Consider the following 26,184-nt stretch of genomic DNA (forward strand, 5'->3'; position numbering starts at 1 on the left):
GGGCAATCACCATGGCAGGTCGCGGCGACAATACGAGAGCGAAACCCGGGGTCGGGGCCGATGTCGAACCGCTTCGGCGGGCGATCACCGGCTGCGTGCGCTCGGTGGCGGGCAGCGCCGACGTTGAGGTGGTGTTTGCCAATGAGCGCCCCGGCCTTGCCGGCGAGCGCGTGCGCCTGCCCGAACTGTCGAAAAAGCCGACGGCGCATGAGCTTGCGGTGACGCGGGGGCTCGGCAATTCCATGGCGCTGCGCCTCGCCTGCCACGACCAGAAGATCCATACGGCCATGGCCCCGCAGGGCCAAGATGCGCGAATGGTCTTCGATGCGGTCGAGCAGGCACGTGTCGAATCGATTGGCGCGCTCAGGATGAGCGGCATGGGCGACAACATCAGCGCGATGAACGCTGAGAAATACGCCAAGGCCAATTTCTCCGGCATCAACCGCCAGGAAGACGCGCCGATCCAAGAGGCCGTTGCCATGCTGGTGCGCGAGAAGCTGACCGGCGAGAAGCCGCCGGAATCGGCCGGCAAGGTTCTCGACCTTTGGCGACCCTTCATCGAGGAGAAGGCCGGTACCGATCTCGATGGCCTGCCGTCTGCGATCAACGATCAGCAGGCCTTCGCCCGCGTGATCCGCCATATGCTCTCTTCTATGGAGATGGCCGAGGACGTCGGTGACGATACCGAAGAGAGCGAAGAGGAGAGCACGAGCGAGGAGGACCAGCCGCGCTCCAACGAGGAAGACCAGGAGAGTGCCGAGGAGGAGGCCGGTTCCGAACAGGCCCCCGCCGAGGAGAGCGAAGCCTCGCAGGAGCAGATGGACGACGGCGAGATGGACGGCGCCGAGATCTCCGACGACGACATGATGGAAGAGGGCGAGGACGATAGCGAGACGCCCGGCGAGATGCGCCGTCCGGCGAGCCCATTCGACGACTTCAACGAGAAGGTCGACTACAAGATCTTCACGCAGGAATTCGACGAGATCATCACCGCGGAAGAGCTCTGCGACGAGGCCGAGCTGGAGCGCCTGCGTGCTTTCCTCGATAAGCAGCTTGCCCATTTGCAGGGCGCCGTCGGGCGCCTCGCCAACCGCATGCAGCGCCGCCTGATGGCGCAGCAGAACCGGTCCTGGGAATTCGACCTGGAAGAAGGCTACCTCGACCCTGCACGCCTCACGCGCCTGGTGATCGATCCGATGCAGCCGCTCTCCTTCAAGAAGGAGAAGGACACCAAGTTCCGCGACACGGTGGTAACGCTGGTCATCGACAATTCCGGCTCCATGCGCGGCCGGCCGATCACGGTCGCCGCCACCTGCGCCGATATCCTCGCCCGCACGTTGGAGCGTTGCGGCGTCAAGGTCGAGATCCTCGGCTTCACCACCAAGGCTTGGAAGGGTGGCCAGTCCAGAGAGAAGTGGCTGGCCGGCGGCAAGCCGCCCACGCCCGGCCGCCTCAACGACCTGCGCCACATCATCTACAAGTCGGCTGACGCGCCCTGGCGCCGGTCGCGCCGCAATCTCGGCCTGATGATGCGCGAAGGCCTGCTCAAGGAAAACATCGACGGCGAGGCGCTGATGTGGGCGCATGGCCGCCTGATGGCCCGCTCCGAGCAGCGCAAAATCCTGATGATGATCTCCGATGGCGCGCCGGTCGACGATTCGACGCTGTCGGTCAATCCGGGCAATTACCTCGAACGGCACTTGCGCGCCGTGATCGAACAAATCGAGACGCGCTCGCCGGTCGAACTTCTGGCGATCGGCATCGGCCACGACGTGACACGTTACTATCGCAAGGCCGTGACGATCGTCGATGCCGACGAACTGGCAGGCGCGATGACCGAACAGCTCGCGGCGCTGTTTGAAGACCAGCAGACCACCGGCAAGCGCGGCGGCCGCGGGCGCCGCGCCAGCTAACGAGCGGATCTGGCGGCGTCAGACTTCGGCGCTGGCCTGGTCAAAGCTCCGCCACCTCGCCGGAGGTCGCACCCTTGTCTATGCCCAACTGGTTCTTGATGCGCTCGGCGATTTCCTCCTCGATGGCCTTACGGGCTACGGGATCCATCGCCGCCAGAGATTTCTCGGTCAGCCCCTTGTCCTCAAGATATTTGGCGCGGATCATCTCGGCTGCGTCCATGCGCGCCCATTTGGAGAATTCCGCGAGCAGGTCCTTGGCGTCCGTGCGCTCTTCCTCGTCGATGGTCGTGTCGTAGGACACGCTGTTCTCGTCCTCAAGCGAGAAGGTCGAGCCGCCATCGTAGGACAGCAGCGCTTGAGAAAAACCGCCAACGCGTGCGTCGATCATCCGGCCGGTACGCATCGACGGCGTGGAGTATTGCGTGTCGTTCGAAATGGAGATCATGCGGGCCCCTCAATACCTTTCAAGGAAATGGCAGAATTCTTGCACGCCTAGCTTGTGCCTGACTTGTGGTTGGACCAGCCGAGACCTTGCCACCGGCGAGCGATGCGGTTTGATCCTCGGTTCGATCGTGGCATAAGAGGCCAGCTGTTTTCCTGGATAGTTCAAGGTCAAGAATTTGCGATCCTGCCTCTCACTCGTCTTCCTTTGCGCTCTGGCCGTTGGGTCCGCTTCTCCCGCAATCGCGGACGCCAGAGCCGCACCGGTAGAAGCGACCGCGATCACCGCCTTTCGCCCGGGCTCGACCGACACACGGTTCGGCGCGCTGGAATTCGTCGGCGGCCTGGAGCTTTCCTCCACCGAGCCGCTGTTCGGCGCCTGGTCGGCCATTCGCTTCCTGCCGGACGGGGAGCATTTCCTCGGCGTCCTCGATACAGGCCATTGGATCAGGGGCAGCATCAGCCGCGATGCGGAGGGTCGGCTTTCAGGCCTCTCAAGCGTGACGATTGCCGCTATGCTCGATGCCGACGGCCGCGGCGATCAAGCCAAGTACAATGTCGATGCCGAAAGCCTGGAGATCCGCGGCGACGAGGTGTTCGTCGGCTACGAGCAGCGGCATCGGATCTCCGGCTACCGGCCGCTCTCGGCGATCGAGTCCGCTCGGCCGTTGCGTATGTCATTGCCGCTACCGTTTCCCGTCAGCGAGTTGCGCAACAATGGCGGGCTGGAGACCCTGGCGCTCTCTCCCGAAGCAAGTCCGCTGCAGGGCGCACTGGTTACGGTCGCGGAAAAGAGTGTCGATGGCAACGGCAACCTGTTCGCCGGCATTCTGGACGGCCCGTTGAAAGGTGCGTTCCGGGTCGTCGCGCATGACGGCTACGATGTGACCGATGGCGACTTCCTGCCCGATGGCGACCTCCTGTTGCTCGAGCGACGGTTCACCTTTGCCAGCGGGGTCGGCCTGCGCATCCGCCGGATCGACGGCACGAGCCTCAAGCCGGGCGCGGTGGTCGACGGCGAGATCATCCTCGAGGCGGGCATGGGCGAGGAGATCGACAATATGGAAGGGTTGGATGTGGTGATTGCCGCGGACGGCTCGACCCGGATCATCCTGGTGTCGGATGACAACCATTCGATCCTGCAGCGGAACCTCATGCTCGAATTCCGACTCGTCGATTGAGAAACGGCGACGAGCCGGTATTGTTCAGCGTTTCGAAGGGACCGGAACGGTGGCCGGAATTGGCCGGACGACGGTCATCAGTGCGCCGTAAGGCAGAAGCATTACTACCCCGACCAGCATCTTGACGCTGAAGTCGCCGATCGCCCAGGAGATCCAGCGCGGCGCGTCTGCCGCGAGAATACCGAGGATCGAGGCCCATTCGATGGCGAAGCCGTCGTTCGGACCGATCATGGCGAAGATCGGGGCGAAGGCGAGCGAGAAGAAGATGACCGTATCGAGCACCGAGCCAAGGATCGAGCCGAGCAGCGGCGCCTTCCACCAGGTCAGACGGCGCAGGCGATTGAAGACCGTGATGTCGAGCAGTTGACCGGCGAGATAGGCAGTCCCGGAGGCGATGGCGATGCGCGGCGACGAGGTCACGAAGGACAGCGTAATGCCGACGACGAAGCCGATGAAGACGACCTTGCGGGCGGTTTGCGGGCCGAACTGGCGATTGGTGAGGTCTGTGACGAGGAAGGCGACCGGATAGGTGAAGGCACCGTAGGTCAGAAGGTCGCCGAGCGCGATACCGGCAAGCTGGCCCGAGACCGGATACTGCACGAGAACGTTCGAAGCGACCACGATGGCCGTCATCAGCAGGCTGTAGACCAGAATATGGCGTGTCGTCAGCATTTTTTTATCCTGGGTGATGCCACCAGTTGGAGTAACGATGTGTCGAAAAGGAAAAGGCTTGTCCGGGGCGCGCCCGTTCAAGCCTTGATACCTTGTCGAGAGAGGAGAAACCGCTTACGCGGCTTCTGCGGTCTTCTTGACGATCTGGCGGCGCAGCAGGCGTGCGCGCATCGACAGTTCGGTTTCGCTGGCCTTGAGCAGGAAGGCGTCGAGGCCGCCACGATGCTCGACCGAGCGGAGAGCCGCTGCGGAAACGCGCAGGCGGTAGCGCTGGCCAAGAGCGTCCGAGATCAGCGTGACGTCGCACAGGTTCGGAAGGAACTTGCGCTTGGTCCGGTTGTTCGCGTGGCTCACATTGTTGCCCGACTGGACGCCCTTGCCGGTCAATTCGCAACTGCGGGACATGGTACACCTATTTTTTCTTGGCCATCGCATCGCTTCCGGGCAAATACCGGCAAGGCAATCCAACGGCGTTTGATTGGAAAGTTGCGGTTCTATAGTCAGACTGGACGGGGGCGTCAAGCCAAACCTTGGATTTTCCCGCAAGCTCAGGAGAATCCCGCTATTTTATTGCCACAGTCGCCCACGAGTATCAATGTCACCGCGACTCGCCGGCTGCAAAGGGCGAGATCGTTCCAGGGAGGGTCGGTCTTTGCGTCTGTTGAGCGTCGTCTGCAGTCTTCTCGTTCTGGCCGCGGTGCCTGCGGCGGCCGAAAGCATACGCTATCGTACCGACTACAAGGTAACCCTGGGTGCGCTGCCGATTGCGCGCGCCTCCTTCGTCACCGAGGTCAACCAGACGAACTACACCATCACCGGCAGCTTCAATTCCTCCGCCATCGTCGACGTCGTCACCAAGATTTCTGCCCAGACCAATATCTCCGGGACGTTGACCGGTGATCGCATGCAGGCTGACCGCTACACGCTGATCTACCAGAGCGGCAAGAAGAAGCAGACCTATGATGTGCGCTACCGTAACGGCGACGTCACGGATACGGTCATACTTCCGGAACCGAAGCGCCGGCCGCGGAACTGGATTGCCGTTGGCCCTGAAGATCTGAAATCGGTGCTTGATCCGATCAGCAGCCTCATCATTCCGGCGGGTGAGGCGGCCTGTCCGCGCACGCTGCCGATCTATGACGGCGAGAGCCGGATGGATCTCGTGATGACCCCTAAGGGGACACGAAGCTTCAAGGTCGGCGGTGTCGAGAGCGAAGCGGTTGTCTGCTCAATTCGCTACGTGCCGAAGTCCGGTTTCCGCAAGGGACGCACGGACATAGAGTATCTGCGCAAGGTGGAGGGCATGGAAATCTGGTTTGCCAAGACCGGCACCCTGAAGGTATATGCTCCAGTCCATGCACGCGTTCCGACGCGGATGGGGACAATCTATGTGTCGGCTGTCGAATTCGACGGCTGAGCCGCGGGTCTGAACCCCGCAAGGGGAGCCGACGTGAAGACCAGGGCGACGCTTATCGGGTTCACGGCCATTCTCATGTGGTCGTTCCTTGCACTGATGACGACCGCGTCCGGCAAGATGCCACCTTTCCAGCTCTCGGCCATCACCTTCGCGATCGGCAGCCTGCCGGGCATCTTCACTTTCATGTTCAGGCCGGAACGCATCCGCCAACTGCGTCAGCCAGCCAAAGTCTGGCTGACCGGAGTCGTCGGCCTGTTCGGTTATCATTTTCTCTATTTCACCGCGCTGCGCAACGCGCCAGCGGTCGAGGCTGGGCTGATCGCCTACCTCTGGCCGCTCTTGATCGTCGTCGGCTCGGCGCTGCTGCCCGGCGAGCGCCTGCGCTGGTATCATTTGGTCGGGGCACTCGCCGGGCTTGCCGGCACGGTGCTGATCGTCGCGAAGAACGGCGTCGCCTTCGATCCGGCCTATGGCTTCGGCTATCTCGCCGCCTTCCTCTGCGCATTCACATGGGCGGGCTATTCGCTGGTTACTCGCCGCTTCGAGGCGGTATCGACGGACGTGGTCACCGGCTTCTGTCTCGCGACTTCGATCCTCTCGGCACTCTGTCACATTACTCTGGAGACCACCGTCTGGCCGGATAACCTGGCGCAATGGGCAGCCGTGGTCGGTCTCGGCGTCTTCCCCGTCGGCCTGGCCTTCTACGCCTGGGATCATAGCGTGAAGAACGGCGACATCCAGATCCTTGGCGCATCGAGCTATGCGGCGCCGCTCCTGTCGACGCTGATCCTGACCGTGTTCGGCTTTGCCGAGCCAAGCCTGAGGATCGCGATCGCTTGCGTCTTGATCACGGGAGGTGCCATGCTTGCCGCGCAGGATATGATCCGCCGGACGAAGAAGGCTAAGACCCGACAGGGGTAAAGGGGAGGGGACAGTGGAAGTGCCTGCAACGATCGTCCTCGGCCTCGCCATCCTCATCGGGCTTTCCTACTTTGCCATTCTGCCGAAGCCCACGAGCCATTTTCGGTCCGTCTGGAAGACGCTTCCGGTCGCGCTGCTCGCCCTCTACGCCTTCCTGATGGAGGCGCCGGGTCTGCTCGTCCTGGCACTGGTGTTGAGTGCGCTCGGCGACGCCTTCCTGGCCTATGAGGGGGAGAAGAATTTCGCCTCTGGTCTCGCGTCCTTCCTGCTCGCCCATATGGCCTATGGCGCGCTGTTCTTCTTGGTTGGCGATCTTGGACTTGTGACGGCTGAACCCTGGCGGCTTGGCGCGGCCATTCTCGCGGTGGTCCTCGCCGTGGTTCTGGCCGCCTATCTCTGGCGTTCCGCGGCCCGGCTCGCGCCGGCCGTACTCACCTATGCGACAGCCATTGCCGGCATGGCGGTGTTGTCGCTCGGCGTGCCGCCGGTCGCGGTTTTCGCCGGTGTTGCACTCTTCCTGTCGTCCGATGCGGTGTTGTCAGTGGAGACCTTCAAGATGGGAAAGGCGCATCCCTTGCGCAGGCTTGCCGCCTTCTACGTCTGGGCAAGCTATTTCGGTGCGCAGGTCGTCCTGACCCTCGCCCTCGTGGCGATCGGGCTCTAGGCCTTCTGCCCTGCCTATTCTCCGGGCGACCAGCCGGGAGGCGCCATCTCGAAGGCGGAATAGTCGAAGCCCGGCGCCACGGTGCAGCCGACCAGCGTGTAATCGCCAAGGCTTTCCGCCGCTTGCCATGCGTTGGCGGGAATGATCGCCTGTGGCCGCTCGCCGCGGAGGATGTTTGCGCCGAGCACGATGGTCTCAACCGATGTCCCCTCCGGCGCGCTGTAGAGCGCAAGCGGCGCGCCGCCGTGAAAATGCCAGACCTCAACTGCGTCTCGCACTCGGTGCCAGTGGGACCTCTCACCTGCCTTCAGCAGATAGTAGATCGCCGTCGAATGGCCTCGCGGCCCGCCGCTCAGGTCGCGAAAGGTCTCGATGAACCAGCCGCCCTCGGGATGCGGCTGAAGTTCAAGCGCCTCGATCACGGCTTGTGCATCCATCAAAAATGATCCTTGCGCTTGCGGATCTCGGCAAAGACCTCCTCATCGGTCGATCCTTCCATCAGGAGGTTGCGGCGGATCGACGGATCGGCGGCGCGCAGGAAAGGGTTGGTTTCCTTTTCCAGTCCGATCGTCGTCGGAATGGTGAACTCGCCGCGCTGCCGCTTGGCCTCGATCTCGGCGGCGCGGGCCTTCAGGCGTTCATTCTCGGGATCGATCGTCAGCGCGAAGCGGGCGTTCGACAGTGTATATTCATGGCCGAAATAGACGGCGGTCTCGTCCGGCAGGGCGGCGAGCTTCTGCAGCGAATGCCACATGTCGGTCGCCGGGCGTTCGAACAGCCGACCGCAGCCCAGCGCGAACAGCGTATCGGCGGCGAAGAGGAGCTTGTCGTCGGGCAGGTGGTAGCAGACATGGCCTGCGGTATGGCCGGGCGTTTCGATCACCTGGACGGTATGGCCGCCGAACTCGAACACGTCGCCGTCGCCGACCGCCTGGTCGAGGCCGGGGATTGCTACCGCCTCCTCGCGCGGTCCGATGATCTCGCAGCCATATTTGTCCTTGAGTTCGAGATTTGCCTCGACATGGTCGCCATGGTGATGAGTGGTAAAGACATGGGTGATCTTCCAGCCACGCCGATCGGCGGCAGCCACGATCGCGTCCAGTTCAGGCGCGTCGATCGAGGCGGTCAGATCGCTTTCCGGGCAGTGGAGAAGAACGCCGAAATTGTCGCTTCGGCAGGGAAAGACGTCGAGATCGAGGGGTTTCATCAGGCCGGTGTCCCTTCAGTTTGTTTCACCGAAATGTAGCGCCTTCAGCCTTGAAGTCCAACCGCCGCCTGTTAACAATGGCGCCATGCATGTCGATATCGTCGATCTTCGCCAGTTCTATTTTTCCATGTTGGGCCGCATGACGGAGCAGTCGATCGCCATGGCGCTGTCGTCCCTGTGGGCGCGCCTGCCGCAGGAGCGGCTCGTGGGCATCGGCTATGCGGTTCCCTTCCTTGACCGCTTCCGCGCCGACACCGAGCGGACCTTCGCCTTCATGCCCGCCGGGCAGGGGGCGGTGAACTGGCCGGTTGGCGAACCTTCGGCTACGGCCCTGGTGTTTGAGGAGGAACTACCCTTGCCGGACGCTTCGATCGACCGGGTGCTGATGGTCCATTCGCTCGAATTTGCCGAGAACCCGCGGGAGACGCTGAAGGAAGTCTGGCGGGTGCTGGCGCCCGGCGGGCGCCTCGTCATCGTCGTGCCCAACCGGCGCGGCGTCTGGGCGCGCATGGAGCATACGCCCTTCGGCTCGGGCCGACCCTATTCGCGTGGCCAGCTGACGGCTCTGCTACGCGAGACCAATTTCACCCCCGGCGCCAGCGCCGAGGCGCTGTTCTTCCCCCCTTCCAAGATTCGCGCCGTGCTGAAACTGCGCCGCAGTTTCGAACGGATGGGTCGCATGCTGTGGCCGGCCTTTTCCGGTGTGATCGTCGTCGAGGCGCAGAAGCGGCTTTACCAGGGCCTGCCGGTCGCATCGCGCGCCTCGCGGCGCGTCTTCTCCCCTGTCCTCGCGCCGCAGGGTGTGCCGACGACACGGGTGAAATCGGACGGCGCGACCTGATGCGGTTAGCTGTTGCGACCGCCACGACACTCGACAAAACCGGCTTTCCGTTCTAATGGCTCTCATCCCCTATCGCCGGGCATCTGCCCGTGTTTTCAACGACAGAAAGTCCCATCGATGAGCAGCGACAGCATGAAGCCCACTCCGCGCCCGGGTATCCTCGACATTGCCGCCTATGTGCCCGGCAAGGAGCATGCCCCCGGTGTCGCGCGGGTCTTCAAGCTGTCGTCCAACGAAACGCCGATGGGGCCGAGCCCCAAGGCGATCGATGCCTTCAAGCAGAGCGCCGGCCATCTGGAAATCTACCCCGACGGCCAGGCCATGGCGCTTCGCGAGGCGATCGCCGAGGTGCACGGACTGAACAAGGCCAATATCCTGTGCGGCAACGGTTCCGACGAGCTGCTCGGCCTGCTCTGCCACGTCTATCTCGGCGCGGGCGACGAAGGCATCATCACCGAGCACGGCTTCCTCGTCTACAAGATCCAGATCATGGGCGCCGGCGCGACCCCGGTCGTGGTCAAGGAAAAGGATTGCACCGTCGACGTCGATGCGATCCTTGCCGCCGTCACCGAAAAGACGAAGATCGTCTTCCTCGCCAATCCGGGCAATCCGACCGGCACCTATGTGCCGGTCAGCGAGATCCGCCGCCTGCATGCCGGGCTGCCGGGCAATGTCATCCTCGTGCTCGACGCGGCCTATGCGGAATATGTCCGCCGCAACGACTACCAGGCCGGCATCGAGCTCGTCTCCGGCGCCCGGAACGTCGTCATGACCCGCACCTTTTCCAAGGTTTACGGGCTTGCGGCGTTGCGCGTCGGCTGGGCCTATGCACCGCTGGAGATCATCGATGCGCTGAACCGCGTGCGCGGCCCGTTCAACATGAACGCGCCGGCGATCGCCGCCGGGGCCGCCGCCGTGCGCGACCAGGAATTCGTCGCGATGGCCGTCGAGCACAATCTCTCCTGGGTCGAGAAGGTCACTGCGGCACTGACTGCGCTTGGCCTGAAGGTCACGCCGTCGGTCGCCAATTTCGTGCTGATCCATTTCCCCGAGGTCGACGGCAAGCGTGCGGCGGAAGCCGACGACTTCCTCACCAGCCGCGGCTTCATCCTGCGCGCGGTCAAGGGCTATGGTTTCGCCAATTCGCTACGCATGACGATCGGCAGCGAAGAGGCCAATCGCGGCGTCATCGACGCTCTCACCGAGTTCATGGGGCGTTCCTGATGCCGGAGCCCCTGTTCGACCGCATCGCGCTGATCGGCATCGGCCTGATCGGCTCCTCGATCGCCCGCGACGTCAAGGCGCTTGGCCTGGCCCGCGAGGTCGTGGTCTCGACCCGCAGCGCCGAAACGCTGAAGCGCGCCGAGGAACTTGAGCTGGGAACCTCCTACGCACTGTCGGCGGCGGATGCCGTCGAAGGGGCCGATCTGATCATCGTCTCCGTGCCCGTCGGTGCGTCCGAAGCGGTTGCCCGGCAGATCGCCCCGCATCTGAAGCCCGGCGCGATCGTCACCGATGTCGGCTCCACCAAGGCCTCCGTCATCGCCCAGATGGCGCCGCACATGCCGAAGTCGGTGCACTTCATCCCCGGCCACCCGTTGGCGGGTACGGAAAAGTCCGGCCCCGACGCCGGCTTCACCGGCCTGTTCCAGGGCCGCTGGTGCATCTTCACGCCGCTGCCGGGCACTGATGCGGCAGCCCTTGCCAAGCTCAAGGCCTTCTGGGAAGCGCTCGGCTCGAAGATCGACGAGATGGATCCGGAGCACCACGACAAGGTGCTCGCCATCGTCTCGCACCTGCCGCACATCATCGCCTACAACATCGTCGGCACGGCCGACGATCTGGAGGCGGTGACGCAGTCGGAAGTCATCAAGTACTCGGCGTCCGGTTTCCGCGATTTCACGCGTCTCGCCGCCTCCGACCCGACCATGTGGCGGGACGTCTGCCTGCACAACAAGGACGCGATCCTTGAAATGCTGGCGCGCTTTTCGGAAGATCTCGCCTATCTGCAGCGGGCGATCCGCTGGGGCGAGGGTGACAAGCTGTTCGAACTCTTCACCCGTACCCGCGCCGTGCGCCGTTCGATCATCGAGGCAGGCCAGGATGTCGACGTGCCGGATTTCGGCCGCCACTCGCTCGACAAAAAGCCCTGATCGTCGTTTCAGATCGGCGGCAGGACCGCGATCGGAAATATGCCGAGGGAAACCACGCCGTCCGTCACCGTCAGGGTGGCGCTGCCCTTGTCCGAGCCGGAAAACAGCGCGCCAAGGACATTCGCTGCGTTATCGATGGTTTCCCGCTCATCGGGAAAAGCTCTCCGAAGGGTTTCCAGCCAGGCCTTTATGCCTTCAACCTCGACATGGAGCTTACCCGACAACATGCCGTCCGTGCCGACCGAAACGGGGCCCGAAAGCGTTAGCATCCGGCCCTCGCCCATGTCGGCGACGAATTGTCGGATCTCGCCGTCGCTGCCGTAAAGCCCTTCGCCCCGGTCGCCCTCGAGATCGAGATATTTCGCCTTGCCGACCAGTGTCATGTCGACACTGGCCGAAAGCGGCGGCAGAAGGGACGGCCGGTCCCGCAATGACAGAACGGCGTCCTTGACGAGGATGGCCAGGTCGAGATCATCCTCCGAGCGGCGCACATGTGCCTCCGCATGCGGAGCCTTGGCTGCGACCGTCTCGCCGTCGATCTTGGCCGTCAGCAAGCTGTGCAGATCCTTAGCCTCGATCGAGCTTCGATCAAGGCCGGAGAGGCCAGCGCTCAGGCTGGAGCGCAACTTCGTCCACTGCAGCGCGAGCGAAAAGCCAAGACTGGAGCGGACCTCTGCAGGTCCGTCGAGCTCCCACAGGACGCGGCCGGGTGCATAGACCTGGGCTACCGAACGCAAGGCGCCGAAGGTGGCTGAAAGGCCATGGAAATGGTCATCGACCGCAAGCTTCGTACAGGTGACGCCGAGCCGGAAGGGAAACCCGCCGACTTTCATGTCGGAACACTCTGCCTCGATCGCGGCCGGGTTGTCGCCACCGAGAATTTCGACGAGTTTCTTTTCGACAGCCCCTGCCGCCCCCCACCACAAGCCGCTATAGACGAGAATGCCTACGATGACGGCTATGCCGAGTAACAGGATCTTGCGGCTGGCGGGACTGCGGTTTTCCTTGCGCGACGTTGCCATCAGGCGCTCCAAACGTAAAATGGTGATCCGGCAATCCGGCCGGAGTTGTGGAATGACCGGCGATATGGACGAATTTTGGGTGTTTGGCTATGGATCGCTCATGTGGAATCCTGGCTTTTCCTATGAGGAGCGGATGCAGGGCCGGATGATCGGCTATCGGCGGTCGCTCTGTGTCCGATCCTGGCACCATCGTGGCACGCAGGAAAGGCCCGGCCTGGTGCTCGGTCTGGATCGCGGCGGCTCCTGTCGCGGTATCGCCTTTAGGGTTGCTTTGCGTGACCGTGAAGAGACGATCGAGTACCTGCGCCAGCGCGAATTGGTGACGCATGTCTATCTGGAGCGTTCCTTGCAGGTCCGTCTGGATGACGGACGCAAGGTGCAGGCGCTGACCTATGTGGTTGACCGCGGTCATCACCAGTATGGCGGGGCGGTCTCGGTGGAGGAGGCAGCGCGCATCGTCAACCAGGCGGTCGGCGTCTCCGGCCCCAATCCGGTCTATGTGGCCAATACCGTGGCGCACCTGAGAGAGATGGGCATCCGCGACCACTGGCTTGAGCAGGTTGCCGCGGAGATCGAGCGGCTCGAAGGTGTGCTGGTCTGACGGCTCAGGCCGTCTTTTCTGCCTGCAACTCCTTCAGGCGTTGCACTGCGGTCGGTGGCAGCGGCACCTGCGGGTTGTCGTGTACTGTCTCGATCAGCAGTTCGTCGCTCGCCTTTTCCAGTCTTTCGATCAGGGTTTCGTAGAAGACGTCGGGATCGAGTCCCGCTTCGATCGGCGGCAGGATCTTCACCTTGAAATGGCCGGGGAAGCGCAGGAACTTGCGGCGCGGCCAGAACAGACCGGGATGCATGGCGACCGGTACGACGGGCACGCCGAGATCGCGGTAGATGCGGGCAATGCCATATTTGTAAGCCGGTTCGGCGCCAGCCGCGCGACGTGTACCTTCCGGATAGATGATCAACTGGCGGCCGGCCGCCATCTCCTGCTTGGCCCGATCCATGACCTTGACCATCACCTTGCCGCGGGCGCCGCGGTCGACCGGGATCATCTTCTGACGGGCGACATACCAGCCGAAGATCGGGATCCACATGAGCTCGCGCTTGAGGATATAGACCGGATCGTCGAGCCAGGGCAGCAGCGCGTAGGTATCCCACAGGGACTGGTGCTTTGGCGCCAGAATGTAGCCGCCATCAGGAATGTTTTCCAAACCCTCGAGCGTGAAGGTCGTGCCGACGACCTTCTCCATCAACCAGTGGTTGGAGCGTGCCCAGTTCTTGGGGATCGCGAAGGCTTTCTTGCGTGGTGCGAAGAAATAATAGGGCGACAGCACGATCATCTGGAGCACCAGATTGGCATAGAAGAGCGTGTTGAACACGATGGAACGCAGGATGATCATTAGGCGCTTTTCCTCAGGCGGGCGTGCAGACGTCCCTATCGCAAATCAGCGAGGATAAAAAGGCGCAGTTCGGGGAAATCTCCGGCCTCTCAGTCGGAGGTCTTGGCCATTTTTGCGGTCGAGCGCAGTCCGTCGCTGCCCCAGCCGAGAATGCCGCGGGCATAGGCGATCAGCGTCTTGCCGTATTCCGAAAGCAGCGTGCGCAGCACGTCCGGCTCGGCATACCAGGCAGTGTGCTTTAGATCGGAATTGACCACTGGATAGGGGATGTATGTCGTTGCCCGGTCCCTGCGGCGCAGTTCCATCAGGCTGCGCGGCATATGGTAGTTATTGGTCACGACCAGCACCGAGGTATAGCCGTGGTCGTGGATCCACCGCGTGATCTCGTTGGCATTGCCGATGGTGTCGAGCGCCTCATAGCCGACATCGACGCAGCACTCGAAAAGGTCGGGCGAACTCTGCGTCATCTTGCGGATCTGTGTCGGCGAAGTCGTCGGGTGCGCACCGGAAATGAGCAGGCGCCGACCGGAGCCGCGTCGCAACAGTTCGACGGCCTGGTCGATGCGCTGATAACCGCCGGTCAGTACGACAATAGCATCGGCTCTTGCCTTGGTCGGCGGGACAAGCGTCGTCACCGAATCGGTGAACCATAGAAATCCGGCCAGGAAAAATGCGACAAGGACGATCGCGGCAAGCCCGCCATAGCGCAGAACGCGACGCAAACGTCCCCGGCGGGCGAAAAGGCCGCCGGCGCTGCGCTGCGGCTGTTGCTCGCGGAAAGTCTTGTCGCGACTCATCTGACCCATCGTCATGGTTCGTGCTTAGCGCGCTTCTGCCATAGGGAACAGGCGGCTTTGTGTCATTTTACAGGGTTCGCCAGATCAATCTCCGAGCAGGCCGTCTGTCCGTGCCGGGTCGGAGCGGATGAGGTCGATCTCGTAAATCGTGCGCATCACGGTCAGACGCGCTGTCAGCGTGGTCAAGAGCGCAATGACGATCATCGTGGCAAAAATTCCCAGATAACCGAGATAGCCGATCGAGAACGTTCCGAACAGGGCTGTCGCCTGGTCGCTCTCCGGGGTGGCGAGCGAGCGGCTCTGCCAGAAGCCGGCGATGGAGAACAGCGCGGCGGCAAGCAACCCGCCGACGGCCGCGCCCTTGAGGCTGATCTTCAAGAAATGCTTTTGGAATTCCTGCGCGACGAACGAGCCTTCGGCGCCGACAAAATGAAGCACTTCGATAATGTGCCGATTGCCGGAGAGCGCACCGCGGGTGGCGAAGACGACGGTCATCACCATGGCGGTGAAAACCAGCACGAGCACGCCCGAACCGATCAGCACGGTGGTGCGGGCCATCTGCACGAGGCGGTCGACCCAGGTACGATGATCGTCGAGGAATGCCTGGGGCACCTCGGCCTTCAGCTGGTCGCGCATGGCGGCGAAGTCGGGCGGATTCGCCTCGTCGATGGTGATGATGACGAGCCTCGGCACGGGCAATTCGTCAAGGTCGAGGCCTGTGCCGAGCCAGGGCTCCAGCAGGCGGGCGGTCGCAGCCTCGTCCATGATCTGTCCATCCTTCGTGCCGATGAAGGTCAGGGCCAGATTGCGCGCCTTGATGAGTGCTTGATCCATGTCGAGGCCGTCTTCCGGCTTGATCTGGATGGTGATCTCCCGGGCGATTTGGCTCTGCCAGCCGGCGGCGGTGGCGCGCACCATGGAGACGGCGCCGAGCGTCAGGCAGGCAAGGAAGGCCATGATGGCGATCACCACCATCAGCGCATTGCCTTGGATGTTGGAGGACGGCAGGATCGCGCCTGTCGGACGGACCGTCATTTCGGTTCGGCGCGGTGCCTGCGGCTTGCCTGCCATGTCCCGCCCGCGTCGATCGTTCCGGTCGCGCTCACTCATAGATGTCGAGCCGCCCATCTGTCAGGATCATGCGTCTGGCATCGACCTGATCCATCAGCGCCAGATCGTGGGTGGCGATGACGACGGCCGTGCCGAGGCGGTTCAATTCGAGAAAGAGGCTGAGCAGCCGCCGCGCCATTGGCGGGTCCACATTGCCGGTCGGCTCGTCGGCGAGCAGGATCTCCGGACGGTCTATCAGCGCGCGGGCGATTGCCACGCGCTGCTTTTCGCCCCCTGACAGCACCGGCGGCAGCACATTGATCCGCTCGCCGAGACCCACCCATTTCAGCAGTTCCAGCACATCGCCGCGATAGCCCGCCTCCTCCTTGCCGCGCACGCGCAGCGGTAGTGCCACGTTCTCGTAGGTGGTCAGGTGATCGAGCAACTGGAAATCCTGGAAGACGATGCCAACGCGCCGGCGCAGCATGGGTAGCTCGGCGCGCGGGATCTTGGTGATGTCGCGGCCGAAGCTGCGGATCAGTCCGCGCGTCGGCTGCAGCGACATGAACAGCAAGCGCAGCAGCGTGGTCTTGCCAGCTCCCGACGGGCCGGTCAGGAACTGGAAGGAACGTCTCGGAATATCGAAGGTGACGTCGCGGAGGATCTCCGGTCCCATTCCATAACGCAAGCCGACATTTTCGAAGTGGATCAGAGGCTCAACCAGTCTGACAGATCGCGTGGGTCTGCACCATGTTAACGAAGAGGGTTAACAGCCGGTAAATTCCGCCGGAAAGATGGCGCCTTCAGACACATCTTTTCGAAGCATTAACCATTTGAATTTACGTCTGGAGGGGATTCGTTTCAATGCCCAGATTTTGGCCGGTCAGCGGGCTCACGCGAAAGGCACCGGAAAATGAACGCATTCCGCTCCAGACGCCACTCGGTCCAGCCGGAGATCGACCTCTTGCCGCCCGAACGACCGCGTCGGTCGCTGCGCCCCGTGCTTGGCGCGCGGGCGGATGTGGTCGACGCACATTTCGTATCCGTCCCCGCGCGTGAGGCGCCGCGCCGAGCAGGGCGTACGGGCTGCTTGAACGACAATGACCGTTTCTCCTCATCAAAACGGCGCAATGGCGTTGCCAACCGCTGGGCAAGCCTTGCCGCAGGCAGGCTGCGGCAGACGGAGAGGGTGCTTCAGTCGTTGTCGAATGGAGCATTCGCCGTCATCGTCGCACTGGTCTTCGCCGCCACCTTTGCGTTTGCCGGGCTGATTCTCGGTGGCCCCGCCGAGGAAGCCAATGCCAGGCCGCTCGATATCACTCATGTCAGCCTCACCCCGCGCGACGACGACGGCATGCGCATTCTCCAGGTGAATGCCATCATCGAAAACCGCAGCGCGGCGAAAAGCCAGGTTCCGAAGCTCAGGGCCGACCTGATTGCCGGCGGACAGGTCGTCGCTAGCACCTATATCGCCCCGCCGGTCGACGAGATCGACGCGGGCCACAGCCGCGGCATCACGGCGCGATTGCTGCATCCCGGTGGAAAAACGCCGGAACTCAGGCTGTCCTTCGAGGAATCGGGTGCCTGACGCGCCCGACTGTGCTATCGGCCAACACTTTCCATGACTGGCCGAGACGTCCGGCCAAGCCGCAGCGCTCAAAGGAGTAAGCCATGCCCGTCGTCCGCGGAAAGAACATCGAGCCGCTCTACACCGCCCGGCAGATCGATGAGCGCAACCACCAGCTCGCCGCTGAAATCGCCAAGGGACCGGCCAACGATCTTTTGGTGATCGCAGTGCTGAAAGGCTCGTTCATCTTCGCCGCCGACCTGATCCGCGCCCTGCACGATGTCGGGCTTGCTCCCGAGGTCGAGTTCATCACCCTGTCCAGTTATGGCACGGGCACCGTCTCGCAAGGGGTCAGGATCGTCAAGGATATCGACAGCGACGTGCATGGCCGCGACGTCCTCTTGATCGACGACATCCTCGAATCCGGTCGCACGCTCAAGTTTGCCAAGGAACTGCTCTACGAGCGGGGCGCCTCCAATGTTTCTCTGGCCGTGCTGCTCGACAAGAAGGTGAAGCGCCAGGAACAGCTCGAGGCCGACTATGTCGGCTTCGAATGCCCCGACTATTTCGTCGTCGGTTATGGCATGGATGTCGCCTATGCCTTCCGTGAACTGCCCTATGTCGGCGTCGTCACCGGCGATGCGGCCGAGGCCTGAGGCATTAGTCCGGGGCAAACTATCGCCCCCTGATGAAGAGCACTCGTTAACCATGGGGGAGGTCAGCCCCCTTGGCGTTTACCGATCGCAAACGAAACTCTGGTGATTTCGCTCTCGGACAATGAATGGACCGGGAGCAGATCGATCATGGCGCGAATTCTCATCACCGAGGACGAAGGCTCGCTGCGCTCCTTCGTGGCGCGCGCCTTGCGCCTCGACGGCCATGAAACCTTCGAAGCAGCCGATGGCGCCGAGGGCCTGGAGCGTCTGGCAGAAGGAAGCTTCGACCTGCTACTTTCCGATATACGCATGCCGGTCATGGACGGCATCGAGCTCGCCCATCGCGCCCATTCCGATTTTCCCGGTCTCAAGATCCTGCTGATGACCGGCTATGCCGAACAGCGCGAGCGAGCCGACGATCTGTCGACCAAGATCGTCGACGTCGTGTCGAAGCCTTTCGCGCTTCCGGAAATCCGCGAAGCCGTGGCGCGCGCTCTGGCCAACTGATCCGCTCGCCTCAAGTCGGGCGGCAGAGCCTGACCGATTGCGGCCTTACTGAATGTCGAGCAGCCGTTCGAGATAGCGGCGTTCGAACTCCGGCCCGGCATTGTCGCCGAGCTTCTTGCGGATGGCTTCGAGGATTTCCCGAGCCCGCTGGACGTCGATCTCGTCGGGCACGTTGACGCGTTCGCCGAAATCGGGGCCTGTTGTGGAGCGCGGACGCCCCAGCGGGTCGCGGCCGTTCTGATTGCCTTGGCCGTTGCCCTGCTGCTCGCCCTGTCCCTGCTGGCCACGCATCGCCTGCATCATCTGGTTCATCATGTCGCGGGCGCCCTGGCGAAGCGCTTCGAGCGCCTTGCCCTGGCCGTCCACCGCCTGTTCGCCCTGGCTCTTGCCCAGCGCCTCTCCGGCGCCGCGCATCTCTCGTTCCGCCTGGCCGAAGCCCTCGCCCGGCTTGACGCCCAATTCGCCCAGGCCCTTCTGCAATTCGCCAAGCTTCTTACCGAGGGCATCCTGCTGGGCACGCAGGTTTTTTAATGCCTCGCGCAGCTGCTCGGCCGTCATCCGGTCGGTCGGCGAACCCTGCTGGCCCTCCTGTCCATCTTGCCCCTGCTGCGGCTGCTGGCCGTCTTCGCCGTCCTGCGGCATCTGCTCAAGAAATTCGCCGTCCTCGCCGTCGCCCGGGTCACCGCGCTGCATTCGGTCCTTCAGCGCCTGGTCGAGGCGAAAGGTCTCGTCCATCAGCTTCTGCTGTTCCTGCATAATCTCGCCGAGCTTGTCGATCTGCTGGCGCATCTGGCTGTTTTCTTGCTGCTGGCCCCCCCGCTGCGGGCGTCCGGCCTGCAGGTTGTTCATCATGCGCTGTAGCTCGGAGAGCATCTGGCGCGCGGCGTCGCGATTGCCGGATCGCGCCAGGTTCTCGATCTGGTTCATCATGTTTTCGAGATCGCGCTGGCGCAGCACGTTCTGCGCCGACTGCTGCTGGCCTTCGGCATTCGGCTGGCGCTGCGCCATCGCGGTCATGAATTCCTGCATGGCGGCGCGCAGCTCATCCATCAGCTTCTTGATCTCTTCGTCCGGCGCGTTGCGCTCCAGCGCGTCGGCCAGCGCCTGCTGGGCGTCGCGTAGATTGCGTTCGGCGAGCGACAGCTCGCCGCCATCGATACCCAGCGCCATCTCCCAGAGATAGTCGGCAGCGTTTTCGAGATCCTCGGTCGAGCGGGCAAGCTTCATGCGCGCCTGAGCCGACTCGAGCAGCAGGTAGTGTGTCGTGTTGGGGATTGTCTCTTCGGGGCGGAGCGTCAGCGCCTCGTTGAGCGCGATGGCTTGGCGCAGGTCGCGGATGTCGAGGGCGAAGACTTGGCGCTCCTCGGCCACGGCCGCGGCCAGCGGCTCTACGAAGGCACGGGCCGGCAGCACCATGTCATACGGCGGGCTGCGGCCGGTCTGGCCCGCGCCGTCGGTCGCCACGAGCGTGATCCTGACCTTGCGGCCCGAGAGCGGATGCTCGGTGATGTTGCGGCTCGACAGCCCCTTGGCGTCGCGGGCGTTGTGGCGCGGCAGGTCGAGCTTGTATTCCGGCAGGGCATAGAGCGGAATGGCATCCGCCTTTTGCTCTAGCGGGTCGATCTCGGCATAGGCCCTGACAAGGCCATAGTCGTCCTTGGCGGTAAAGCCGATCTCCAGCGCGCCATTGGCGCTGCGGCGTGGCAGGCCGTCGAATGCGATTTCCGGTGCCTTGTCGGGGATCACGTCGATCGCCCATTGCCGCCCACCGACGAGAAGCTCGCCGCTTGCGTCGAGCTTCCACTCGTGGACACGCGCTGCGTTCGGGGGTGTAGGCGGGGCCCTGTTGGCTGTTGTCTGCGGCGGTTCCCCGTCTGCTTTCGCACTATCATTCATGGCGATATCGATTACCGTGCCGTCGTCGGCCCGGCGGAAGAGGACTTTCTCGTCGGCCCTGCCGCCGCTGATTCGCACCGTCGCCTGTGCATTCTGCGGGACCCGTGCCTTGGCTGCACCGGCCGGACTGGCCGCGCCATCCCCCTGGCCGTCGCGGCCGGAGAGGAAGACGGGCGGTTGGCCGGTATAGGCAGGCGGGGTGATCCACGCGTCGATCCGGAGCCCCGGCGCATCGCTGGTGACTGCCTGCCGGCGGAATGCGTCGGAGATGACGCCGGCGCCGTTCGAGCCGGAATAGGCAAGCGCCGTGACGAACAGGAGCGCTGGCACGGCGCGCAGCGCATAGCGATCGAAACGGGCTACGTCCGGCTGCGGCAGGCCGGCGTCCAGCGCCGCAATCGTCTCGGCCATTCGGCGCTGGTGCTCGACCCAGAGCGCGCGAGCAAAGGGCGTCTCGAAGGCCGGCTCGTCGTCCTGCACGGCAACGGGCTGGTGAGCCAGGTGATTGCGCTCCTCGAGCAGCCGGTCGGCCTCTTCGCCGGCCGGCCAGCGCAGCCGGGCGAAGGGCAGGAGGCTTGCGACGAAGGCGAAGGTGAGGATGAAGACGAGTCCCAGGCGGAGAAGATCCGGCAATTGGCGATAGACGCCGAGCCAGGCAAGCGAAACAAAGATCGCGGCAATGCCGGCAAGCGGCAGGAACAAGGGCAGCAGCCGCTCGGCAAACAGTACGAGCCGCGCCAGGAAGCGCTTGATCGCCACCCGCCGCGCCAGCGCAGGGTCGGTGCGAAACGCACTCGTTCTCGTGCCACCCGGCTGAGGAGTCATCGGTCGGGTCTCCGTTCTGCCCGCGGCTCACCTGCTCGGCGAGCAAGGCGCGGATCTGCTGTCCTTACGAATAAGGATAGCATCGTTTATGGCGAAGACGAGGGCGGCTGGTCGATCGGGCCTGCTTTTTTAGACCGGTCGCCAAAAAGTGAACGGCGACCGGACATTGGCGTTCAGGCGAGCCAGGCCGGGACTGAATCAAGCGCGATCATGTCCTCGTAGCTCGGACGCGGGCGAATCACGTGAAATTCGTTGCCCCTCACCAGCACTTCGGGGACGAGGCGGCGGGTGTTGTAGGTGCTGGCCTGCACCGCGCCATAGGCGCCTGCCGAGCCGACGGCCATCAGGTCGCCGGGCTTCGGCATGGCCATTTCGCGGTCGAGCGCCAGATAGTCGCCGGTCTCGCAGACCGGACCGACGATGTCGGCACGGATGCGCGGTGCGCTGGCGGCCTGGATCACCACAGGGCGGATTTCGTGATGCGCGTCGTAGAGCGTCGGGCGGATCAGGTCGTTCATCGCGGCGTCGACGATGACGAAGGTCTTGTCGCCGCCCTCTTTCACATAGATGACCTCGGTCACCAGAATGCCGGCATTGCCGACGATCAGGCGGCCCGGTTCGGCGACGATCTTGCAGTCGAGCCCGGCCAGTTGCTCCAGTACGATCCTGGCATAAACGTCCGGTTCCGGCGGCGGGGCGTTGTCGTCCTTGTAGGGAATGCCAAGGCCGCCGCCGATGTCGACATGGTTGATAGCATGGCCGTCGGAGCGCAGCGTGTCGACCAGTTCGCGCAACAGCCTGAAGGCGTCCTCGAAGGGCTGCATCTCGGTGATCTGGCTGCCGATATGCATATCGATGCCGGAGACCTGGATGCCGGGCAGGGTGGCTGCGCGGGCATAGACGGCGCGGGCGCGGTCGAAGGAGATGCCGAACTTGTTTTCCTTCTTGCCGGTCGAGATCTTGGCATGGGTCTTTGCGTCGACGTCTGGATTGACGCGGAAGGAAACGTGGGCGGTCTTGCCTGCCTTATGCGCGCGGCTCGCCAGCACTTCCAATTCCGGTTCGCTCTCGACGTTGAAGCAGTAGATGCCGACCTCGAGCGCAAGGTCCATCTCATGCACGGTCTTGCCGACGCCGGAGAACAGGATGCGGTTTGCCGGAATGCCGGCGGCCAGCGCGCGGCGCAGTTCGCCTTCGGAGACCACGTCCACCCCGGCGCCGAGCCGGCCGAGCGTCTTCAGCACGGCCTGGTTGGAGTTGGCCTTCATCGCATAGCAGACCATCGAATCGACGCTGGCGAAGGCCTTGGAAAACACCTTGTAGTGCCGTTCCAGGGTCGCCGTCGAATAGCAGTAGAACGGCGTGCCGACCGCCTTGGCGATCTCGGGTACGCAGACGTCCTCGGCATAGAGAACGCCGTCGCGATAGTCGAAGTGGTTCACGGGCTTGGACCTGTCAGAGAAGAGGGTCGAGAATGAAGGGCTTTTCGGGGACGGTCGGCTTTTGCGGCTTCTCGCCGAGCGCCTGCAGTTTGTTTTGCTGTGCGGCCGGCATGCTCGGCGAATCGAGATCGGCCTTGCGACCGCAGCCGGAAAGTACCAAGGCGGTCACCAGCATGAGGCCCGCGGTCATCGTCCCAGGTCGAAGCGTCTTCACCATTACCCTATCCACCGAAAATCTCGTCTCCTAGCGTGTAGCGAAAATCAGGCCGCTTGTGCACCCTCATTCTCGTGATGGTCCCGCAAACGGACGTGATCAGTTGCGCTCCCGCCACCAGGCGATCTGCTTTCTGACCTCCGACGGCGCCGTGCCGCCAAAGCTCTTACGGCTGGCGACCGATGCCTCGACCGTCAGCACGTCGAAAATGCCGGCGGTGATGGCCGGATTGATCGACTGCAGGTCCTCCAGCGAAAGCTCGGCGAGGTCGCAGGCCTTGGCTTCCGCCATGGCGACGGCCTTGCCGGTCGCGTGGTGGGCGTCGCGGAACGGGAGGCCCGCTTCCCGGACCAGCCAGTCGGCGAGGTCGGTGGCGGTGGAATAGCCGGAACCGGCCGCCGCCTTCATCCTGTCGGTGCGGATCGTCATGTCGCGCACCATGCCGGTCATCGCGGCGATCGCCAGTTCGAGGCTCTCGGCCGAATCGAAGACCTGTTCCTTGTCTTCCTGCATGTCCTTGGAATAGGCGAGCGGCAGGCCCTTCATCACGGTCAAGAGCGCCACCAGCGAGCCGTTTATGCGGCCGGTCTTGGCGCGCACCAGTTCGGCTGCGTCCGGGTTCTTCTTCTGCGGCATGATCGACGAGCCGGTCGAGAATGCGTCGGACAGGCGGATGAAGCCGAACTGCGGCGTCGACCAGATGACGATTTCCTCGGCGAGCCGCGACAGATGGGTGGCGCAGATCGAGGCGATCGACAGGAATTCCAGCGCGAAGTCGCGGTCCGACACGGTGTCGATCGAATTGCGGGTCGGCTCGCGGAAGCCGAGCGCCTGTGCCGTCATATGGCGGTCGATGGCAAAGCCGGTGCCGGCAAGGGCCGCCGCCCCGATCGGGCTTTCGTCCATGTGTTCGATCGCATGGCGCACGCGCTGGCGGTCGCGGCCGAACATTTCGACATAGGCCATGCAGTGGTGGCCGAAGGTGACTGGCTGGGCGGTCTGCAAATGGGTGAAGCCGGGCATGACGGTGTCGGCATGTTCCTCGGCGCGGTCGAGGAAGGCGGCGATCAGCGCGGTCAGCGAGTCCTCGACCTTCTGCAACTCTTCCTTGACCCAGAGGCGGAAGTCGAGTGCGACCTGGTCATTGCGCGAGCGGGCGGTGTGCAGCCGTCCGGCGGCCGGGCCGATCAGTTCAGCCAGCCGTGCCTCGACATTCATGTGGATGTCCTCGAGCTTGCGCGAGAACACGAACTGGCCCTCTTCGATCTCTGACAGGATCGTGTTCAGCCCGTGAACGATCTTGTCTTTGTCGTCCGTCGAGATAATGCCTTGATGCGCCAGCATGGTCGCATGGGCGATTGAGCCGCGGATGTCCTGGGCGTAAAGCTTCTTGTCGAAACCGATGGAGGCATTTATCTCCTCCATGATGGCCGCAGGCCCGGACGCGAAGCGACCGCCCCACATCTGGTTGGAGGATTTCGTGTTCTTGGTGTCCTCGGCCATGCCTTGCCCATCCTGGAGACTGCAATGACAGAAAAAAGACCGCTCGGACTTCCTTCCGCCAAGCTTGTTGCGATTGCGGCGGTCGCCGGGATCCTTGCCGGCGCGGTCGCGGTATACGTGAAGCAGACCACCTCTGGCAATGGGACGGACGTCGCCGATGCCGCGCAGTGTGCGGCTTCCGTCGAAAAAGCGGCCTCCCTCAAGCCATTCACCACCGGTGAGGTCGCCGCCATGGTCGCGGCGGCGGAGCCGCGGGTGATCGCCGGGCTCGCCTTCAAGGACCAGGCCCACAAGGATCTGACCCTTGCCGATTTTGCCGGCAAGACGGTGCTGCTCAATCTCTGGGCCACCTGGTGTGTGCCCTGCCGCGAGGAAATGCCGGCGCTCAATGCGCTGCAGAAGGCCGAGGGCAGCGAGATGTTCCAGGTCCTGGCGATCAATATCGACACCGGCACGATCGACAAACCCAAGGCCTTCCTCGAAGAGACCGGGGTCGACGCGCTCGGGCTCTACCGCGATGCCAGCATGGGCGTGTTCAATACGCTGAAGAAGGAGGGCTTGGCCTTCGGCCTGCCGGCCACGTTGCTGATCGACGGCAAGGGCTGCCTGCTTGGCGCGATGAACGGCCCTGCCGCCTGGGACAGCCCGGATGCCCGGGCCCTGATCAAGGCGGCTGTCGGACCCTGATTCGCCGCGAACCACGCGCTTTTCCTGGTCGGCGCCAGTGCCCTGTGACAGCTCTTTCAGGGAGACGAGCGATACGACTTTCGGCAAACTCGCCATTCACGCCGAGCCGGGCGCCGGCCTGCCGGACAAGATCATCTCCGAAACGGTGGGTATGAGGGCCTTTATATTGCGTTGATTTTAACGCCGTTTCCGGCGGACTGCCTCAGCGCGTCGGCACCGGCACTTCGCCACGATAGTCGTAGAAACCGCGGCCGGCCTTGCGGCCGAGCCAGCCGGCCTCGACATATTTCACCAGTAGCGGGCAGGGGCGATATTTGGTGTCCGACAGGCCATCGTGCAGCACCTGCATGATCGAGAGGCAGGTGTCGAGGCCGATGAAGTCGGCGAGCTGCAGCGGCCCCATCGGGTGATTGGCGCCGAGCTTCATTGCCGTGTCGATTGCCTCGACCGAACCCACGCCCTCGTAGAGCGTGTAGATCGCCTCGTTGATCATCGGCAGCAGGATTCGGTTGACGATGAAGGCCGGGAAGTCCTCGGCGACCGTAATGGTCTTGTCGAGAGACCTGACGAATGTCTTGGCCGTTTCGAAGGTCGTCTCCTCGGTGGCGATGCCGCGCACCAGTTCGACCAGCTTCATCACCGGCACCGGGTTCATGAAGTGAATGCCCATGAAGCGTTCCGGGCGGTCGGTGGCGGACGCGAGCCGGGTGATGGATAGCGAAGAGGTATTGGTAGCGATCAGAGCTTCGGGCTTGAGGACCGGGCAGAGCTGGGCGAAGATCTTGCGCTTGACGGTTTCGTCCTCCGTCGCAGCCTCGATCACGAGGTCCATCGGTGCCATGTCGTTGATGTCGGCAGAGCCGGTGATGCGCGAGAGGGCGGCCTTGCGATCCTCGTCGGAGAGCTTGCCGTTCGTCACCTGACGGGCGAGGTTACCGTTGATGGTGGCCAGTCCCGCCTCGATCCGATCCTTGGAGAGGTCGTAGATCGTCACATTGTAGCCCGCGAGTGCCGAGACATGGGCAATGCCGCAGCCCATTTGACCTGCGCCTACGACGCCGACATTGCTGATAACCGTCATCATGGTGCTCTCCTCGCCGCTCCGCAGTCCTACTTTACAAGAATGCCGGGCCAACGGAAGCCGGCCCGGCAAATTGATAGACCCGCGCGGGGTGTTTTTCCAGTCCATTTCGCAGTTGCGAAAAGACGGC

The 26,184-nt window shown here is 63.3% G+C and carries 28 protein-coding genes; 13 read left to right on the forward strand and 15 right to left on the reverse strand.

Annotation, left to right across the window (positions count from 1 at the left end; all coding sequences use genetic code 11):
- Positions 1–11: 11 nt before the first annotated feature.
- Positions 12–1,913, forward strand: coding sequence for a cobaltochelatase subunit CobT (cobT, locus tag ACWPVA_RS19390; RefSeq protein ID WP_454289224.1), 1,902 nt, complete (start codon positions 12–14; stop codon positions 1,911–1,913).
- Positions 1,914–1,953: 40 nt separating this feature from the next.
- Here cobT and ACWPVA_RS19395 read toward each other — a convergent pair whose 3' ends face one another.
- Positions 1,954–2,358 (reverse strand): hypothetical protein, encoded by a 405-nt coding sequence (locus ACWPVA_RS19395; RefSeq protein WP_454289225.1) that lies wholly within the window; start codon positions 2,356–2,358, stop codon positions 1,954–1,956.
- A 175-nt stretch (positions 2,359–2,533) separates the two neighbouring features.
- Here ACWPVA_RS19395 and ACWPVA_RS19400 point away from each other — a divergent pair, with 175 nt between their 5' ends.
- Positions 2,534–3,535 carry an esterase-like activity of phytase family protein gene (locus tag ACWPVA_RS19400; RefSeq protein WP_454289226.1) on the forward strand — a complete coding sequence of 334 codons (1,002 nt, stop codon included), beginning with the start codon at positions 2,534–2,536 and terminating at the stop codon, positions 3,533–3,535.
- Positions 3,536–3,559: 24 nt separating this feature from the next.
- Here ACWPVA_RS19400 and ACWPVA_RS19405 read toward each other — a convergent pair whose 3' ends face one another.
- Together ACWPVA_RS19405 and rpmB are read right to left on the reverse strand one after the other, a co-directional pair.
- On the reverse strand, positions 3,560–4,207 hold the full coding sequence (locus tag ACWPVA_RS19405) for a queuosine precursor transporter (RefSeq protein WP_454289227.1): 648 nt from the start codon (positions 4,205–4,207) through the stop codon (positions 3,560–3,562).
- Positions 4,208–4,321: 114 nt separating this feature from the next.
- Entirely contained in the window at positions 4,322–4,612 is a 291-nt protein-coding gene (gene rpmB / locus ACWPVA_RS19410) for a 50S ribosomal protein L28 (RefSeq protein WP_454289228.1), read from the reverse strand.
- A gap of 247 nt (positions 4,613–4,859) precedes the next feature.
- Here rpmB and ACWPVA_RS19415 point away from each other — a divergent pair, with 247 nt between their 5' ends.
- Genes ACWPVA_RS19415 through ACWPVA_RS19425 form a run of 3 tightly spaced genes read left to right on the forward strand, consistent with a single transcriptional unit; the run spans position 4,860 to position 7,209 of the window.
- Positions 4,860–5,624, forward strand: a complete 765-nt coding sequence (locus ACWPVA_RS19415) for a DUF3108 domain-containing protein (RefSeq protein ID WP_454289229.1) — start codon at positions 4,860–4,862, stop codon at positions 5,622–5,624.
- A gap of 33 nt (positions 5,625–5,657) precedes the next feature.
- Positions 5,658–6,545, forward strand: a complete 888-nt coding sequence (yddG, locus tag ACWPVA_RS19420) for an aromatic amino acid exporter YddG (RefSeq protein ID WP_454289230.1) — start codon at positions 5,658–5,660, stop codon at positions 6,543–6,545.
- A gap of 13 nt (positions 6,546–6,558) precedes the next feature.
- Positions 6,559–7,209, forward strand: a complete 651-nt coding sequence (locus ACWPVA_RS19425; RefSeq protein WP_454289231.1) for a lysoplasmalogenase family protein — start codon at positions 6,559–6,561, stop codon at positions 7,207–7,209.
- A 14-nt stretch (positions 7,210–7,223) separates the two neighbouring features.
- Here ACWPVA_RS19425 and ACWPVA_RS19430 read toward each other — a convergent pair whose 3' ends face one another.
- Positions 7,224–7,646, reverse strand: a complete 423-nt coding sequence (locus ACWPVA_RS19430) for a cupin domain-containing protein (protein WP_454289232.1) — start codon at positions 7,644–7,646, stop codon at positions 7,224–7,226.
- On the reverse strand, positions 7,646–8,416 hold the full coding sequence (gene gloB / locus ACWPVA_RS19435) for a hydroxyacylglutathione hydrolase (RefSeq protein WP_454289233.1): 771 nt from the start codon (positions 8,414–8,416) through the stop codon (positions 7,646–7,648). The genes ACWPVA_RS19430 and gloB overlap by 1 nt, the downstream gene beginning before the upstream one ends.
- Positions 8,417–8,501: 85 nt before the next feature.
- On the opposite strand from gloB, the gene ACWPVA_RS19440 reads away from it, so the two are divergent.
- The 3 genes from ACWPVA_RS19440 to ACWPVA_RS19450 all read left to right on the forward strand — a co-directional run bounded on the left by ACWPVA_RS19440 (position 8,502) and on the right by ACWPVA_RS19450 (position 11,410).
- Positions 8,502–9,257: a class I SAM-dependent methyltransferase gene (locus ACWPVA_RS19440; protein ID WP_454289234.1), complete on the forward strand. Its 756-nt coding sequence runs from the start codon at positions 8,502–8,504 to the stop codon at positions 9,255–9,257.
- A gap of 117 nt (positions 9,258–9,374) precedes the next feature.
- The gene (gene hisC, locus ACWPVA_RS19445; protein ID WP_454289235.1) at positions 9,375–10,481 is read left to right on the forward strand and encodes a histidinol-phosphate transaminase; all 1,107 of its coding nucleotides are present in this window, start codon (positions 9,375–9,377) and stop codon (positions 10,479–10,481) included.
- Entirely contained in the window at positions 10,481–11,410 is a 930-nt protein-coding gene (locus ACWPVA_RS19450) for a prephenate/arogenate dehydrogenase family protein (RefSeq protein ID WP_454289236.1), read from the forward strand. The genes hisC and ACWPVA_RS19450 overlap by 1 nt, the downstream gene beginning before the upstream one ends.
- 8 nt (positions 11,411–11,418) lie before the next feature.
- On the opposite strand, the gene ACWPVA_RS19455 is transcribed toward ACWPVA_RS19450, so the two are convergent.
- Entirely contained in the window at positions 11,419–12,432 is a 1,014-nt protein-coding gene (locus ACWPVA_RS19455) for a DUF2125 domain-containing protein (protein ID WP_454289237.1), read from the reverse strand.
- A 52-nt stretch (positions 12,433–12,484) separates the two neighbouring features.
- On the opposite strand from ACWPVA_RS19455, the gene ACWPVA_RS19460 reads away from it, so the two are divergent.
- A complete protein-coding gene (locus ACWPVA_RS19460; RefSeq protein ID WP_454289238.1) occupies positions 12,485–13,033 on the forward strand; it encodes a gamma-glutamylcyclotransferase in 549 nt (182 codons plus the stop codon).
- A gap of 4 nt (positions 13,034–13,037) precedes the next feature.
- On the opposite strand, the gene ACWPVA_RS19465 is transcribed toward ACWPVA_RS19460, so the two are convergent.
- The 4 genes from ACWPVA_RS19465 to ftsE form a co-directional block, all read right to left on the reverse strand.
- Positions 13,038–13,829: a lysophospholipid acyltransferase family protein gene (locus ACWPVA_RS19465; protein WP_454289239.1), complete on the reverse strand. Its 792-nt coding sequence runs from the start codon at positions 13,827–13,829 to the stop codon at positions 13,038–13,040.
- Positions 13,830–13,918: 89 nt separating this feature from the next.
- Positions 13,919–14,626 (reverse strand): YdcF family protein, encoded by a 708-nt coding sequence (locus tag ACWPVA_RS19470; protein ID WP_454289240.1) that lies wholly within the window; start codon positions 14,624–14,626, stop codon positions 13,919–13,921.
- Positions 14,627–14,710: 84 nt separating this feature from the next.
- Positions 14,711–15,697, reverse strand: coding sequence for a cell division protein FtsX (locus ACWPVA_RS19475; RefSeq protein WP_454289241.1), 987 nt, complete (start codon positions 15,695–15,697; stop codon positions 14,711–14,713).
- A gap of 31 nt (positions 15,698–15,728) precedes the next feature.
- Positions 15,729–16,388, reverse strand: coding sequence for a cell division ATP-binding protein FtsE (gene ftsE, locus ACWPVA_RS19480; protein ID WP_454289650.1), 660 nt, complete (start codon positions 16,386–16,388; stop codon positions 15,729–15,731).
- A gap of 201 nt (positions 16,389–16,589) precedes the next feature.
- On the opposite strand from ftsE, the gene ACWPVA_RS19485 reads away from it, so the two are divergent.
- The 3 genes from ACWPVA_RS19485 (at position 16,590) to ACWPVA_RS19495 (ending at position 18,406) form a co-directional block, all read left to right on the forward strand.
- Positions 16,590–17,264, forward strand: coding sequence for a hypothetical protein (locus ACWPVA_RS19485; RefSeq protein ID WP_454289242.1), 675 nt, complete (start codon positions 16,590–16,592; stop codon positions 17,262–17,264).
- Between the two features lie 83 nt (positions 17,265–17,347).
- Entirely contained in the window at positions 17,348–17,899 is a 552-nt protein-coding gene (hpt, locus tag ACWPVA_RS19490) for a hypoxanthine phosphoribosyltransferase (RefSeq protein ID WP_154720448.1), read from the forward strand.
- 147 nt (positions 17,900–18,046) lie between these two features.
- A complete protein-coding gene (locus ACWPVA_RS19495) occupies positions 18,047–18,406 on the forward strand; it encodes a response regulator (RefSeq protein WP_454289243.1) in 360 nt (119 codons plus the stop codon).
- 45 nt (positions 18,407–18,451) lie between these two features.
- On the opposite strand, the gene ACWPVA_RS19500 is transcribed toward ACWPVA_RS19495, so the two are convergent.
- The 4 genes from ACWPVA_RS19500 to argH form a co-directional block, all read right to left on the reverse strand.
- Positions 18,452–21,127 (reverse strand): TIGR02302 family protein, encoded by a 2,676-nt coding sequence (locus tag ACWPVA_RS19500; RefSeq protein WP_454289244.1) that lies wholly within the window; start codon positions 21,125–21,127, stop codon positions 18,452–18,454.
- Positions 21,128–21,300: 173 nt separating this feature from the next.
- On the reverse strand, positions 21,301–22,569 hold the full coding sequence (gene lysA, locus ACWPVA_RS19505) for a diaminopimelate decarboxylase (protein ID WP_454289245.1): 1,269 nt from the start codon (positions 22,567–22,569) through the stop codon (positions 21,301–21,303).
- 13 nt (positions 22,570–22,582) lie between these two features.
- Entirely contained in the window at positions 22,583–22,786 is a 204-nt protein-coding gene (locus tag ACWPVA_RS19510; RefSeq protein WP_454289246.1) for an LPS translocon maturation chaperone LptM, read from the reverse strand.
- Between the two features lie 96 nt (positions 22,787–22,882).
- Positions 22,883–24,286: an argininosuccinate lyase gene (argH, locus tag ACWPVA_RS19515; RefSeq protein WP_454289247.1), complete on the reverse strand. Its 1,404-nt coding sequence runs from the start codon at positions 24,284–24,286 to the stop codon at positions 22,883–22,885.
- A 24-nt stretch (positions 24,287–24,310) separates the two neighbouring features.
- On the opposite strand from argH, the gene tlpA reads away from it, so the two are divergent.
- On the forward strand, positions 24,311–24,973 hold the full coding sequence (tlpA, locus tag ACWPVA_RS19520; protein WP_454289248.1) for a thiol:disulfide interchange protein TlpA: 663 nt from the start codon (positions 24,311–24,313) through the stop codon (positions 24,971–24,973).
- Between the two features lie 202 nt (positions 24,974–25,175).
- On the opposite strand, the gene ACWPVA_RS19525 is transcribed toward tlpA, so the two are convergent.
- Positions 25,176–26,057 (reverse strand): 3-hydroxybutyryl-CoA dehydrogenase, encoded by an 882-nt coding sequence (locus ACWPVA_RS19525; RefSeq protein ID WP_454289249.1) that lies wholly within the window; start codon positions 26,055–26,057, stop codon positions 25,176–25,178.
- Positions 26,058–26,184 lie beyond the last annotated feature (127 nt).

It is taken from the genome of Rhizobium arsenicireducens (assembly GCF_964021225.1).

What these genes read in the sequence shown, in the direction of transcription:
- tlpA (WP_454289248.1), top strand. Translation starts at nt 24,311, where the DNA reads ATGACAGAAAAAAGACCGCTCGGACTTCCTTCCGCCAAGCTTGTTGCG.
- cobT (WP_454289224.1), top strand. Translation starts at nt 12, where the DNA reads ATGGCAGGTCGCGGCGACAATACGAGAGCGAAACCCGGGGTCGGGGCC.
- ACWPVA_RS19405 (WP_454289227.1), bottom strand. Translation starts at nt 4,207, where the DNA reads ATGCTGACGACACGCCATATTCTGGTCTACAGCCTGCTGATGACGGCC.
- ACWPVA_RS19500 (WP_454289244.1), bottom strand. Translation starts at nt 21,127, where the DNA reads ATGACTCCTCAGCCGGGTGGCACGAGAACGAGTGCGTTTCGCACCGAC.
- ACWPVA_RS19430 (WP_454289232.1), bottom strand. Translation starts at nt 7,646, where the DNA reads ATGGATGCACAAGCCGTGATCGAGGCGCTTGAACTTCAGCCGCATCCC.
- ACWPVA_RS19465 (WP_454289239.1), bottom strand. Translation starts at nt 13,829, where the DNA reads ATGATCATCCTGCGTTCCATCGTGTTCAACACGCTCTTCTATGCCAAT.
- ACWPVA_RS19395 (WP_454289225.1), bottom strand. Translation starts at nt 2,358, where the DNA reads ATGATCTCCATTTCGAACGACACGCAATACTCCACGCCGTCGATGCGT.
- ACWPVA_RS19525 (WP_454289249.1), bottom strand. Translation starts at nt 26,057, where the DNA reads ATGATGACGGTTATCAGCAATGTCGGCGTCGTAGGCGCAGGTCAAATG.
- gloB (WP_454289233.1), bottom strand. Translation starts at nt 8,416, where the DNA reads ATGAAACCCCTCGATCTCGACGTCTTTCCCTGCCGAAGCGACAATTTC.
- ACWPVA_RS19475 (WP_454289241.1), bottom strand. Translation starts at nt 15,697, where the DNA reads ATGGCAGGCAAGCCGCAGGCACCGCGCCGAACCGAAATGACGGTCCGT.
- argH (WP_454289247.1), bottom strand. Translation starts at nt 24,286, where the DNA reads ATGGCCGAGGACACCAAGAACACGAAATCCTCCAACCAGATGTGGGGC.
- rpmB (WP_454289228.1), bottom strand. Translation starts at nt 4,612, where the DNA reads ATGTCCCGCAGTTGCGAATTGACCGGCAAGGGCGTCCAGTCGGGCAAC.
- ACWPVA_RS19510 (WP_454289246.1), bottom strand. Translation starts at nt 22,786, where the DNA reads ATGGTGAAGACGCTTCGACCTGGGACGATGACCGCGGGCCTCATGCTG.
- hpt (WP_154720448.1), top strand. Translation starts at nt 17,348, where the DNA reads ATGCCCGTCGTCCGCGGAAAGAACATCGAGCCGCTCTACACCGCCCGG.
- ACWPVA_RS19450 (WP_454289236.1), top strand. Translation starts at nt 10,481, where the DNA reads ATGCCGGAGCCCCTGTTCGACCGCATCGCGCTGATCGGCATCGGCCTG.
- ACWPVA_RS19485 (WP_454289242.1), top strand. Translation starts at nt 16,590, where the DNA reads ATGAACGCATTCCGCTCCAGACGCCACTCGGTCCAGCCGGAGATCGAC.
- ACWPVA_RS19495 (WP_454289243.1), top strand. Translation starts at nt 18,047, where the DNA reads ATGGCGCGAATTCTCATCACCGAGGACGAAGGCTCGCTGCGCTCCTTC.
- ACWPVA_RS19460 (WP_454289238.1), top strand. Translation starts at nt 12,485, where the DNA reads ATGACCGGCGATATGGACGAATTTTGGGTGTTTGGCTATGGATCGCTC.
- ACWPVA_RS19455 (WP_454289237.1), bottom strand. Translation starts at nt 12,432, where the DNA reads ATGGCAACGTCGCGCAAGGAAAACCGCAGTCCCGCCAGCCGCAAGATC.
- hisC (WP_454289235.1), top strand. Translation starts at nt 9,375, where the DNA reads ATGAGCAGCGACAGCATGAAGCCCACTCCGCGCCCGGGTATCCTCGAC.
- ACWPVA_RS19440 (WP_454289234.1), top strand. Translation starts at nt 8,502, where the DNA reads ATGCATGTCGATATCGTCGATCTTCGCCAGTTCTATTTTTCCATGTTG.
- ACWPVA_RS19470 (WP_454289240.1), bottom strand. Translation starts at nt 14,626, where the DNA reads ATGAGTCGCGACAAGACTTTCCGCGAGCAACAGCCGCAGCGCAGCGCC.